Source organism: Curtobacterium sp. L6-1, assembly GCF_018885305.1.
Classification (GTDB): Bacteria; Actinomycetota; Actinomycetes; order Actinomycetales; family Microbacteriaceae; genus Curtobacterium; species Curtobacterium aetherium.
The window spans coordinates 2,100,185-2,111,815 of the sequence record NZ_CP076544.1; the positions used below are offsets into that span (position 1 = coordinate 2,100,185).

Annotated in this window: 12 protein-coding genes; 8 read left to right on the plus strand and 4 right to left on the minus strand. The window is 73.6% G+C overall.

The annotated features are described in order from the left end of the window. Nucleotides 1-82: 82 nt before the first annotated feature. Nucleotides 83-880, plus strand: a complete 798-nt coding sequence (locus tag KM842_RS09560; protein WP_216257855.1) for a DNA-formamidopyrimidine glycosylase family protein — start codon at nt 83-85, stop codon at nt 878-880. A 137-nt stretch (nt 881-1,017) separates the two neighbouring features. Here KM842_RS09560 and KM842_RS09565 read toward each other — a convergent pair whose 3' ends face one another. Continuing rightward, nucleotides 1,018-2,994 (minus strand): family 43 glycosylhydrolase, encoded by a 1,977-nt coding sequence (locus KM842_RS09565; protein ID WP_216257857.1) that lies wholly within the window; start codon nt 2,992-2,994, stop codon nt 1,018-1,020. An 84-nt stretch (nt 2,995-3,078) separates the two neighbouring features. Further along, the gene (locus tag KM842_RS09570; RefSeq protein WP_216257859.1) at nt 3,079-3,795 is read right to left on the minus strand and encodes a TerD family protein; all 717 of its coding nucleotides are present in this window, start codon (nt 3,793-3,795) and stop codon (nt 3,079-3,081) included. Nucleotides 3,796-4,025: 230 nt separating this feature from the next. Here KM842_RS09570 and KM842_RS09575 point away from each other — a divergent pair, with 230 nt between their 5' ends. Beyond that, nucleotides 4,026-4,538, plus strand: a complete 513-nt coding sequence (locus tag KM842_RS09575; RefSeq protein WP_216257861.1) for a DUF427 domain-containing protein — start codon at nt 4,026-4,028, stop codon at nt 4,536-4,538. After that, on the plus strand, nt 4,535-4,852 hold the full coding sequence (locus KM842_RS09580; protein ID WP_216257863.1) for a hypothetical protein: 318 nt from the start codon (nt 4,535-4,537) through the stop codon (nt 4,850-4,852). The genes KM842_RS09575 and KM842_RS09580 overlap by 4 nt, the downstream gene beginning before the upstream one ends. Nucleotides 4,853-4,933: 81 nt before the next feature. Here KM842_RS09580 and KM842_RS09585 read toward each other — a convergent pair whose 3' ends face one another. After that, the gene (locus KM842_RS09585; protein WP_216257865.1) at nt 4,934-5,227 is read right to left on the minus strand and encodes a hypothetical protein; all 294 of its coding nucleotides are present in this window, start codon (nt 5,225-5,227) and stop codon (nt 4,934-4,936) included. 337 nt (nt 5,228-5,564) lie between these two features. On the opposite strand from KM842_RS09585, the gene KM842_RS09590 reads away from it, so the two are divergent. Genes KM842_RS09590 through KM842_RS09600 form a run of 3 tightly spaced genes read left to right on the plus strand, consistent with a single transcriptional unit; the run spans nt 5,565 to nt 8,154 of the window. Further along, entirely contained in the window at nt 5,565-6,272 is a 708-nt protein-coding gene (locus KM842_RS09590) for a GAF and ANTAR domain-containing protein (protein WP_216257866.1), read from the plus strand. 14 nt (nt 6,273-6,286) lie between these two features. After that, nucleotides 6,287-7,057 (plus strand): GAF and ANTAR domain-containing protein, encoded by a 771-nt coding sequence (locus KM842_RS09595; protein WP_216257868.1) that lies wholly within the window; start codon nt 6,287-6,289, stop codon nt 7,055-7,057. Then, the gene (locus KM842_RS09600) at nt 7,054-8,154 is read left to right on the plus strand and encodes a helix-turn-helix transcriptional regulator (protein WP_216257870.1); all 1,101 of its coding nucleotides are present in this window, start codon (nt 7,054-7,056) and stop codon (nt 8,152-8,154) included. The genes KM842_RS09595 and KM842_RS09600 overlap by 4 nt, the downstream gene beginning before the upstream one ends. 77 nt (nt 8,155-8,231) lie before the next feature. Here KM842_RS09600 and KM842_RS09605 read toward each other — a convergent pair whose 3' ends face one another. Then, nucleotides 8,232-9,236, minus strand: a complete 1,005-nt coding sequence (locus KM842_RS09605) for a helix-turn-helix transcriptional regulator (protein ID WP_216257872.1) — start codon at nt 9,234-9,236, stop codon at nt 8,232-8,234. 271 nt (nt 9,237-9,507) lie between these two features. Between KM842_RS09605 and KM842_RS09610 the strand changes: the two genes are divergently transcribed. Both KM842_RS09610 and KM842_RS15955 read left to right on the plus strand, forming a co-directional pair. Further along, complete coding sequence (locus KM842_RS09610; protein ID WP_216257874.1) at nt 9,508-11,199, plus strand: discoidin domain-containing protein; 1,692 nt, start codon at nt 9,508-9,510, stop codon at nt 11,197-11,199. Nucleotides 11,200-11,453: 254 nt separating this feature from the next. After that, entirely contained in the window at nt 11,454-11,576 is a 123-nt protein-coding gene (locus tag KM842_RS15955; protein ID WP_301183785.1) for a hypothetical protein, read from the plus strand. Nucleotides 11,577-11,631 lie beyond the last annotated feature (55 nt).

An 11,631-nucleotide genomic window follows, 5' to 3' on the forward strand; every position in this document is an offset into this window, starting at 1 on the left:
CCCCGTTGCCGTCGGAGCTGTCGGTGCGGTCGGTGCTGTCGGTGCTGTCGGTGCTGTCGGTAGCCCGACGTACCGTCAGGCCATGCCCGAGGGTGACTCCGTCCACCGGCTCGCCGCCCGTCTGCGGCAGGTCGACGGGTCCCTCGTCGTCACCGGGGAACTCCGCGGCGGCGCAGCGGCCGGGCGCGCGCTGTCCGGGCGCCGGATCGTGGCACACGCGACGCACGGCAAGCACCTACTCACCCGCTTCGACGACGGCACGACGTTGCACACCCACATGCGGATGCAGGGGTCGTGGACGGTCACCGCGACCGGGCGGCGGCTGCCGCCGGCGGTGGCCCGACAGGCGCGGGTGCGGCTCGGGCTCGAGGACGGGCGCACCGTCTGGGGCGTCGACCTGCCCGTCGTGGACCTCGTGGACACCGCCGACGAGCACCTCGTCGTGGGGCACCTGGGACCGGACCTGCTGCACGACGACGTCGACCTCGACGAGGCTGCGCGGCGGATGACGGCGGATCCGGACGCCCCGGTGCGGTCCGTGCTCCTCGACCAGCGACGCGTGGCGGGTCTGGGCAACCTCTGGGCGAACGAGCTCGGGTTCGTGCGCGGGCTGCACCCGGACCGGCCGGTCGGGACCGTCGACGTGCCGGCGCTCCTGACGACCGCCCGTCGCATGCTGCGGCACTCGGCCACCGTGCCCGAGGCGTACCAGGTGACGACGGGTGTCCTCCGCCGGGGCGAGCGGCACTGGGTGGTCGGGCGGGCGGGACGACCGTGCCTGCGCTGCGGCACCGCGGTCCGGGCGCGGGACGACGTCGAGGTCGTCGGCTCGCCGCCGCGGCGGGTGTGGTGGTGCCCGCGCTGCCAACCGGCGTACTGACGCCCGGCAGGTCGGCCGCGCTGCAGGGCGGGACTGCGGACCGGCGAGCGGCGGCTGGTGGTCCGTGGCCGGCGGTACTCGGCCCTCGCTGCGCCCGGCCCTCGGCGGCGGACCCGCTCGCCCGCCGCCGGTGCGTGCTACCGGACCGACCGCACGGTGCTCACGGTCAGGTGGTCGAACGAGCTCGTCGACCCGGCGCCGCCGAGCGAGATGAGCCCGATGCGCGGTGCCGACCCGAGGTCCGCGGTCCAGGTCCCCCCACGGACGAAGTGTCGGCCGTCGACGCTGGTGGAGGCCGTGTACCGGTGCTCGCCGTCGACCACCCGGTGCACGATCCGCAGCGTGGTGGCGTCCCCCACCGGCCCGACGACCATGTTGCCGTAGCTCGGGGCGCCCTCTGGCTGCCCACTCGCCTGCTTGCCGAACTCGGTCTGCCGGGTGTTGAAGATGGAGTTCGACACCAGCCGGACGTAGTTCCCGTCGTCGCCGTACACGACGAGCCCGCCCTGCCGGTAGTTGAACGAGTCACCCGTGGTCGGGGTGTCCATCCGCACGCGGGTCTCCACGACGTAGTCGCCGGTCGGGGCCGCCTCCGTCAGCACCGAGGCGAGCGGCGTCTGCGGCGGGTGCAGGTCCGCGTCCTGGGTCTGCCACGAGAACGCACCGTCCGCGACCCGGTAGGTCGAGGGGTCCGGCTGCCGGGTCCACGTCAGCGTCGACGGCAGTGCGTCCCCGCGGAAGTCCGTCGACAGCGCGCGGATCGTCCGTCCCGGGACGTCCGTGCGGACGAGCCGGGGTCGGTACGCCGACCGTTGCCCGGGCTGCGCCGCCGGTGCGGGTTGCACGGAGTCGGACGGGCCCGCTCCCCCGCGGACGACCGGCCAGCCGCCGACCCAGTCGAGCGGGTCGATGAGCGCCGGGCGCTTCGTGTAGCCGGTCTTCCCCGCGTAGTACGGGTCGCGCCGGTCGACGGCGTGGTAGATCATCCAGTCCTGACCCGCGGAGTCGGTGACGACGGTGTTGTGGCCGGTGCCGACCCACCGGTTGCCGTTCTGCGCGAGGAGGGGCGACCCACCGACGCGCGTGTCGGTGATGGCCACGCCGTCCCGGTCGCGGAAGGGGCCGAGGGGGCTCTTCGACCGGGCGACGAACACGCCGTAGCCCGTGAGCGATCCGTTGCAGCAGTTCGTCGCCGAGCCCATGTAGTACCACCAGCCGCCGTGCCGCATCAGGTACGAGCCCTCGTACCGGTTGTCGATCGCGATCTGGCGCTCGGTGTCCGGCCGGGAGCGCAGCCCGTCCGCGGTGAGCTGCCGCACGTGCACGCCGCCGAAGTAGCTGCCGAAGTACAGGTAGGTGCGGCCGGAGTCGGTGATCACCTCGGGGTCGAAGGACCAGCGCGCACCCTGTCCGTTCGGCGCGGTCTGCGGGGCGACGACCGGGCCGCCGGAGTCCGTCCACGGTCCGGTCGGGCTGCTGCTCGTGGCGACGCCGATCGCGGATCCGCCACCGGTCGGCGCGCTTGGAGAGGGGGTGTCCGAAGCCGTGTAGTAGAGGAACCAGGTGCCCGGCTTCCCGTGTGCGCCGGCCCGGTACACGACGTCCGGGGCCCAGATGCCGTTGGCGTCGCCCACCCAGGCGGGCTTCGTGTCGAAGGCGTCGCCGACGTAGGTCCAGTCGGTGAGGTCCGTCGACCGGTAGGTCGGCACGCTGTGCTGGACGAGTTCGCCGTCCGCGGTCGTCTCGGTGGCCGACAGGGCGTCGGTCGTGCAGTAGAGGTACCAGTTCCGGTCGCGTCCGGCCCCGTGGATCGCCGTCGGGTCGGCGCAGCTCGCCGCCGTCTCGCCGTCCGGGAGGCGCAGGGCCATCGGGTTCTGGTGGGTCCCGGCGCGCGCGTGGCCGCGACCGGCGACCCCCGCCGTGCTCGTGGTGGCGACGGACGGCGCGACGGCCGGCGCCTCCGCCGTCCCCGGCACGGCGGCCGGTGCCCCTGCGGCCGGTGGGGCGGCGGCCGGGACGCCGCCCGTCGGTGGCGCCGCGGTGGCGGGTGCGCCGAGGGCGAGCGCCGCGACACAGGTCACGGCAGCGAGGGTGATGGCGGTGGATCGGCGCACGGGACAGCCTCTCGTCGTTGAGGAGGTGGTGTCCGCGAGCGTAGACCCGCCCCGCCGCCGTGACCAGGGGCCGGCCGGATCGCCCTACTTGTACGCGTTCACCGGACCCGCGTCCATCGTGACCGATCCGTCGGCGTTCACGACCGGTCGACGCTCGGACTTCGGCGCCGAGTACAGCTCGAGCTTCTCGACCTGCACCTGCTCGCCGTTCGTGATGACACCCGGTACGCAGGAGTAGACCTTGTCGTTGCTGTCGGCATCCCGCGCGGCGATCTCGACGACGTCGCCGGCACCGTTGTCGATCGTCATGCCGACCTGGTACCGGCGGAACGACCCGGTGCCGTTCGACTGCGCGGAGTAGACGACCGGCACGATCCGGTCGATCTCCGGCGCCAGCGTGATGGCGATGACCTCGTCCGCGGTCGTGGTCGTCGCGCCCCGCGCTCCCCGCCGCTGGTCGCCGAGGTGCACCACGGCGCCGTCGGCGGTGCGCGGCGAGAACACCCGGTCGTCCTTCGTGCCGAACTGCGACACGGACTCGACGTGCCCGTCCCGGTACCGCACCAGGGCGTAGACGTCGTAGTCGGTGCGGTTCGGCCACGAGATGGTCACCGTGGTCGTCTGCGTCTTGGTCAGGCTCACGGTCTGACGCTTCTCGAGGCTGATCCGCCCCTTCGCCAGACCGAGGTCCGTGACCGGTCCCGCCGGTGCGGGCGTCGCCGCCGCGGACGCCGGGCCGCTGGTCGGCGGCGCCGGTGCGGTCGCGTCGTCCTGCTTGGTCTTCTTGCCGATCCCGAACATGTGGTTCCCCGTCGTCGTGCCGGTCGTCTGGAGCGCGTCGCGCCGGTCCCATCGTGCCGTGCGCGACGCCCCCCCCCCCCCCCGGCCACCCCCGTCCGCAATCCGTGGACGACGCGCGGTCCAGTGCCTCCTGTGGCGGGAAGTGCGCGCGAGCACACGCCGGGCGGAAGGCCCGGTGCCAGCTGGTGACGCGCCTCCAGTCCGCCGGGTCGAGCGGGTACAACGGGAGCATGACGCGACGCAGCCCCGGCCACCCCGCTCCCGACCAGCCCGGCCCCGGGCAGGAGTCCGTGTGGGACTACCCGCGGCCACCGCGGGTCGAGTCGACCCCGGCGCGCGTCGTCGTGCGTCTCGGCGGACGCGTCATCGCGGACACCACCGGCGCGGTCCGGGTGCTCGAGACGAGCCACCCGCCGGTGTACTACCTGCCCGTCGCCGACTTCGCCACCGGAGCCCTCGTGCCGACGAGCGGGGCGAGCATGTGCGAGTTCAAGGGCAGCGCCTCGTACTTCGACGTGCACGGCGGCGACCGGGTCGTCCCCCGCGGCGCCTGGACTTACCGCTCGCCGTGGGAGGGCTACGGCGACCTGCGCGACCGGGTGGCGGTCTACCCGTCGCAGATGGACTCGTGCGAGGTCGCGGGCGAGACGGTCCGGGCGCAGGCCGGCGACTTCTACGGTGGCTGGATCACCTCGGACATCGTCGGACCGTTCAAGGGCGAGCCCGGGACCCTCGGGTGGTGACGGACGGCCCCCTGCCGTCCGGGTCGACCCGCCGTCGCGTCGAACTGCGGCTGCGGAAGCCGTGGTTCACCCTCGGTGCCCGGCCGACCGTGACGGTGGACGGGATCGGCCACCCGGCGCAGTGGGGCACGGGGACGTGGGTGCTGCCGGACGACGGCGCCGTCACGTTCGGGGTGTTCTGCATCACCCGCGGCTGGCGCTTCGGGGCCGCGTCGCTCCGGGTGGAGGCGGCGAGCGCGACGGGCGCCGTGCTCGCCTACCGGGCCGGGGTGCTCCCCGTCGGACCGGGGACGCTGGTGCTCGAGCGTCGCTGACGGACCCGTCACGCGGGAGACACCGCGCAGTCCGCGTCAGCGCCGCCCACCACGGCGTGGCAGGCGTCGGCACTGCTCGCGTCAGGGCCGGTCGGTGCGGCGTGCCAGGGCGGACCGGGTCCGCTCGGTGAGGTCGGCGACGAACGCGCGGTGCTCGGGTTCGAGCAGGTCGTCGGCGGCGGGCTCGGCGAGCACCGGGACGCCCGGGCCGAGGACGATCTCGACGACGATCGGCACCCCGGCGACGTCGACCGCGGGCACGGCGACCAGGTCGCTGCCCCCGGTGCGGCCGAGCGCGACGGCGTAGTGCAGGACGGCGGTGGCCGCGACGCTGCTGGTGAGGACGGATGTCAGTCCGTAGACGACGTACTTCATGGGGCAACCGGTTCCGACCAGTTCGGTGCGTGCGCGGCTGAGGCCGGCGGTGGTGTGCGCGGGTGCCAGTCCGCAGTGCGGGACACCCGCAACCGAGTCAGGGCAGCGGTCTCGTCGGGGTAGCACGCATCGGGATGGTCCGTACGTCCCTGACGGTACACCGCGTGGACACCGCCGGACACCGGTTGTCCGACACCTGTTCCGCTCCGGACCGGTCCCGGTGTAGCGTCGCTCCCGAGTTGCACGCCCGGACCCTGCTTCGCACTCACCGGCAGGGGAGGTCCGTCATGATCAGGCAAGCACGCCGCACGAGCGGCCGACACACGAGGTCCGACCCGTGACCGGCGCGGAGTTCATCGCCGCCGTCGCCGCGCTGCACCGCGCCAGCGCCGAGGACGACCTGTGCGGGCCGTTCCTCTCCGTGCTGCCGGTGACCGCCGTCGCCATCTCCACGCTGGGCGATCCACTCGGCTCCGAGACCGTCTGTGCGAGCGACAGCACGGCCGCGCGGCTCGAGGAGATCCAGCTCGACCTGGGCGAGGGCCCCTGCTGGGAGGCCGTGCGGACCAGACGTCCCGTCCTGGAGCCCGACCTGCAGCGCTCGCGGTCGGCCGGGTGGCCGGTCGCCCTCACGGCGCTGCGCGATGCCCGGCTCGGTGCGGTGTTCGCCTTCCCCATCCGGTTCGGCACCATCGACATCGGTGCCGTCGACCTGTACCACCGCGAGGCCGCCGCCTTCCCGGAGGGCGCCGTCGAGGACGCGACCGCCCTCGCCGAGGCGGTGGCGCGGCAGGTCCTCCGTCGTGCCCTGGCCGGCGTCGACGACGCACTCCAGGGCCACACGCAGGACGGCAACCCGTACTCCCGCCGCGAGGTGTACCAGGCCTCCGGCATGCTCGCGGCCCAGACCGGTGCCGGCCCCAGCGACGCACTGCTGCTCCTCCGGGCGCACGCGTACGCCGCCGGCCGCCCTGTCCGCGACCTCGCCCGCGACGTCATCGCCCGTGACGTCGACTTCACCGACCACACCGACTCCGCCCGCTAGGGAAGGACGCAGCAATGGCACGCACCAGGGAACAGCAGCTGGTCGACACGTTCGTCAGCCTCACCGACTCGCTCGTCGCGGACTACGACATCGTCGACCTGCTCCAGACGTTGGTCGACAACGCCACCGAACTCTTCGACGCCGCGGCCGCCGGCATCATGCTCGCCGACGAGGGACAGCAGCTCGAGGTCATCGCCTCGACGAGCGAACGCAGCAACTTCATCGGACTCATGCAGCTGCAGGCCGGGGAGGGGCCGTGCGTCGAGGCGTTCACCACCGCGCAGACGGTCTCGGTGGAGGACCCGTCGGAGATGCAGCGACGCTGGCCCCGGTTCGCCGCTGCCAGCGCGGAGCTCGGCTACGCGTCGGTGCACTCCGTCCCGCTCCGGCTCCGCGACACCGTGCTCGGCTCGATGAACCTGTTCCGCGAGACCACCGGTGCGCTGAACGCCGACGACGCCATCGCCGCGCGGGCCCTCACCGACGTCGCGACGATCAGCATCCTGCAGCAGCGGACGGCGGAGCACGCCGACCACGTGCAGGCGCAGCTGCAGCAGGCGCTCGACAGCCGCGTGGTGATCGAGCAGGCCAAGGGCTTCCTGTCGCACACGCACCAGGTCGACCTCGACGAGGCGTTCACCCTGCTCCGCTCCACGGCGCGTGCGCACGGTGCCCGGATCGCCGACCTCGCCCGCGACGTCGTCGAGCGTCGCGTCACGATCCCCACGGTCGACCCCGTCGGTGCGCCGCCCCGGCACCAGCCCGACCGTCAGCGGCTGCCGTGAACCGCCACGACGCACACCCGACGACGACGCTCGCCTCGGTGGCGGGACGGGACACCGACGCGCTCGTCGACCTCGTCACCTCGTCGCACGCCGGGCGCGACCTGCACGTCGAGGTCGGCCGCGAGCCGTTCTCCTTCCGGTACGTCGAGATCGGCGACGACCAGGTCGGCTTCCGTCGTCTGCAGCTGAACGGGCGTCTCTGCGGCCGCATCGCGACCGGTGACGGGTTCGTCGCGCAGTGGCTCACCCGGGGACGTGCCCGGATCGACGTGGACGTCGACGAGGCGAGGGTCGACGCGACCTCGGCACCGAAGCGGTTCCCCGTGGGCCGACCGTTCGCGATCGAGTACGCGGACGTCGACCAACGGTCCGTCCGCGTGCACGAGGACCTGCTCCGCGAGGTCGCGGCCGACCTCGACCTCGAGGCGCGGGCCTCGGACCGACACGAGCCGCCGCTCTCCGGCGGAGCTGCCGTCGAGCGCTGGCGCAACGCCGTCGCCGACGCGGTCGCGGTCGTCCTGGCCTCCGGTGTGGACTCTGCCGAGTGGCGTGCCGCACGCCGCGCGGTGGCGCGTGCGTCGCTCGGCCTCTCGACGGCGCCGGTCGCCCCCGCCACCTGGGCCGGCCGGCGCACGGTCCGGGTCGCCACGGTGATGGACTACCTGCACCGGCACGCCCACGAGACCCTGACGGTCGCGGACATCGCCACCGCCGCGGGCGTCAGCGTCCGGAGCCTGCAGGAGACGTTCCAGCGGGACCTGCAGCGCTCACCGATGACGTGCCTCCGCGAGGTCCGCCTCGACAAGGTGCGGGACCAGCTGCGGTCCCACGAGGCGGCGACGACGACGGTGACCGACATCGCCCGCCGCTGGGGGTTCAACCACATGGGCCGGTTCTCGGCGGCGTACGCCGACCGCTTCGGCGAGTACCCCCGTCGGACCCTCCTGTCGCCGGCCGACGAGGAGCGGTACGGCACCGAGCAGGAGGGCGCCGACCGGGTCGGCGCCGGTCCGGTCGGTGACGAGCAGGTCGGTGTCGGAGGCGCGGCCCACCAGCCCGCGGACGTCACGGACGAGCGGGTCCTCCGCACGCACTGAGCCGGACCCCCGGCACAGCGTCGGTCGCACGACGCTGCGCCGGTCGCACGACGCTGCGCCGGGGACCCAGCCTCGCCCTACCGCCGCAGCGTGTGCCGCGGGTACTCGCCGAAGCGGCGCAGGTACTCGTTCGAGAAGCGCCCCATGTGCGAGAAGCCCCACCGCGTCGCCACCTCGCCGACCGTCGTCGACCCCGGGTCGGCCGCCACCAGGTCGTCCCGTGTGTGCCGCAGGCGGACGTCGCGCAGGTAGGTCATCGGGGTGCGACCGAGGGACCGCTGAAAGGACTCCTGCAGGGCACGGACACTGATCGCCGAGGCCCGGGCCACGTCCGACACGGTCACCGGCTCGGCGGCGTGCTCGTGCAGGAACTCGACCGCGGAGCGGAGCCGTGCGGTGCGCCGGTCGCCCCACCCGACGGGCCGTCGCTCGGCCTCGACCGGGTACAGCCCGAACAGCGACCGGACGACGTCCCGCTGCGCCTCGTGCCACGCCAGTGACGACGCCCCCTCGGCGCGGAGCGCCCCGACCGCACCCACCACCGAGCCGCGCCACTGCCGGACCGCTCCGGCCGACGGGGTGGTGGTGCGGTCGAATGCGAGCGTGCCGTCCACGAGGTGCTCCTCCGCCGCGACGTCGAGCACGAGCGCCCGGTCGAGGTGGACGAGCCGTTGGTCCCAGTCCTCGTAGTCGAACGCGAAGCGCTGCCCGGTCACCACCAGCACCGGCACGCCGACCTGCATCGCGACGGCGTCACGGCCGACGTCCAGGACCCCGCGGCCGGAGTCGATCCACTGCACGACGACCTCGTCCTCGACGGCGACGTCGCCGCGCAGCGTGCCGTGCATCTGCGAGCGCCGGATGCTCATCGTCTCGTCGCCGACCCCGACGTACTTGTACCAGTAGTCGTGGTCGACGGGGGCGGAGTGCCAGGAGCGTCCGGCGTACAGCCCGGCGAGGTCGCGGATCGCGCTCGCCGTGTCGGTCCCGGACACCGCGACGACGGTGTCGGGCTGGGCCTCGGTCCCGGTGGACGTCGTGCGGTCCGGGTCCGGTCGTGCTGCTGACGTGGTGACGGTCATGGTGAGACCGGCTCTCATGAGGTTTTGGACGCCTCATCGCTACCGGCCGTCCTGCTGTGCCAGCGCTCCGCAGGACGCGGAGACCATCGTGGCGACAAGACCTGATTCGGTCCGGTGTCCCCGAGGCTACGCGGCATCCGTCGCCGGACCGCCGCGGGGCGCGAAAGCGCGCGGATTCCGCGGAGTGCGACGCTCGGACTGGGGTGGTGACCGCCGTTGACCGGCGCGGCCGGGCCTCCGTACCGTTTCCCCGACACCACAGGGGGACCAGATGCGCGCCGTCAGCACCACCGTCCGACTCACCGCGGCGGTCCTCGCCGCCGTCCTGCTCGCCGCCCTCCTGGTGGCCGTGCGCACCGCGCCTGCGACCGCGGCCACGACGCTGCTGTCCGCCGGGCGGCCGACCACCGCCTCGTCGAGCGACTCCTCGGCCCGGACGCCCGCGAAGGCCGTCGACGGTGACACCGCGACCCGCTGGGCGAGCCGCAGGACCGACGCTCAGTGGATCCGCGTCGACCTCGGCGCGACCGCGACGATCTCCCGCATCTCGCTCCGGTGGGAGGCCGCCTACGCGAAGTCCTACCGGCTGCAGGTGTCGTCGGACACGACGAGCTGGAAGACCGTCTCGACCACGACCGCAGGCAAGGGCGGCGTGGTCCGGGCCGACGTCGCCGGCACCGGCCGGTACGTCCGCATGCTCGGCGTGCGGCGGGGCACCGCGCACGGCTACTCGCTCTGGGAGTTCCAGGTGTACGGCACCCGGACGCCCGCGCCCGCGCCCACGGGCGTGCGCGTGACCGGGACGCAGGGGAAGTGGCAGCTGACCGTCGACGGCAAGCCGTGGCTCGTCGAGGGCGTGACCTACGGGCCGCCCGCCGCCCAGGCCGCGACCTACCTGCCCGACATCCGGCGGATGGGCGCGAACACCATCAGGACGTGGGGCACCGACGCCTCCTCCGGGCAGGTGTTCGACGCCGCCCGCGCGAACGGCATCCGCGTCATCGCCGGACTCTGGCTCGACCAGGGCGCCGACTACGTGCACGACACCGCGTACAAGACGGCCACCCTGGCGAGCATCCGGAAGACCGTCACGACCTACCGGGGCAACGGCGGCCTGCTCATGTGGGACGTCGGCAACGAGGTGATGCTCAGCCGGACCGAGGAGCAGCGGATCGCGTACGCGAAGTACGTCGAGCAGGTCACGAGGGCGATCCACGCCGTCGACCCGGACCACCCGGTGACGTCGACGGACGCCTGGACCGGTGCGTGGCCGTACTACCGCGACTACACGCCGAGCCTCGACCTGTACGCCGTGAACAGCTACGGCGGCGTCGGGTGGGTGCAACAGACCTGGCGCGAGGGCGGCTACACGAAGCCGTACATCGTCACCGAGACCGGGCCGGCCGGCTCGTGGGAGGTCCCGTCCGACGCGAACGGCGTCCCCCGGCAGCCGAGCGACACCGCCGCCGCGCAGGCGTACACGGACGCCTGGGCCGCGGTCCGGGCAGCACCGGGCGTCGCGCTCGGGGCGACGATGTTCCACTACGGGGTCGAGGACGACGAACAGGGCGTCTGGCTCAACCTGCGCACCGGCGGACTGAAGCGCCTGTCGTACTACGCGGTGCAGCGGGCCTACGGCGGACCGACCTCGGGCAACCGGCCGCCCGTCGTCTCGGGCATCACGGCGTCGCCCTCGACCGGGGTCGCCCGCGGGGCATCGGTCACGATCACGGCGCCGGCCACCGATCCCGACGGCGACACCGTCACGTACCGGGCCGCGGTGTCCAGCCGCTGGATCGCAGGCGGCGACGGGGCGATGCGGCCGACGCCGGTGACCGTCACCGGGCCCGGCCGGCTGCGCATCACGGCGCCGTCGACGCCCGGCGTGTGGAAGGTCGCGGTGTACGCGACGGACGGGCACGGCAACGCCGGCATCGAGACCGTGACGGTGCGGGTGCGGTGAGCCGGAGTGGACCGGCGGCCGATGGCCGGTCTGGACGGGAGGCTCGCTGCGACACCGGTCAGGCGGCCCGACGCCGGGTCGGACGGGAGGCTCGGTACCGGCCCGCCCCGGGCCTCCCGTCCACGAGGGGGCCGGCACCCACGAGGGGACCCGCTGGCTGCTGCCGGCCGGGCCCCCTCTCCATCGCCTCCGCGAACGTCTCTCGCATCATCGACTGGTTGAAGGCTCGTCTCGCGCTGCGCACCCTCAATCGGATGAACCGGACCAGCGCCGCACTCTTCGAGCCCGGGCTCGAGACCCTCACGGTCGACGAGCACGACCGCCGGAACCCGTTCAATCAACTCGCGCAGATGGAGCAGCTCAGGCTCATCGCGTAGCGCGGCTGCCATACCCGAACTGAACAGCAAGACCTCAACGGCCGGGAACGGGCCG

Bases quoted from the DNA above. Each gene is read 5' to 3' on its own strand.
- KM842_RS09560 (WP_216257855.1), top strand. From the start codon at position 83: ATGCCCGAGGGTGACTCCGTCCACCGGCTCGCCGCCCGTCTGCGGCAG.
- KM842_RS15955 (WP_301183785.1), top strand. From the start codon at position 11,454: ATGAACCGGACCAGCGCCGCACTCTTCGAGCCCGGGCTCGAGACCCTC.
- KM842_RS09570 (WP_216257859.1), bottom strand. From the start codon at position 3,795: ATGTTCGGGATCGGCAAGAAGACCAAGCAGGACGACGCGACCGCACCG.
- KM842_RS09595 (WP_216257868.1), top strand. From the start codon at position 6,287: ATGGCACGCACCAGGGAACAGCAGCTGGTCGACACGTTCGTCAGCCTC.
- KM842_RS09610 (WP_216257874.1), top strand. From the start codon at position 9,508: ATGCGCGCCGTCAGCACCACCGTCCGACTCACCGCGGCGGTCCTCGCC.
- KM842_RS09585 (WP_216257865.1), bottom strand. From the start codon at position 5,227: ATGAAGTACGTCGTCTACGGACTGACATCCGTCCTCACCAGCAGCGTC.
- KM842_RS09575 (WP_216257861.1), top strand. From the start codon at position 4,026: ATGACGCGACGCAGCCCCGGCCACCCCGCTCCCGACCAGCCCGGCCCC.
- KM842_RS09605 (WP_216257872.1), bottom strand. From the start codon at position 9,236: ATGACCGTCACCACGTCAGCAGCACGACCGGACCCGGACCGCACGACG.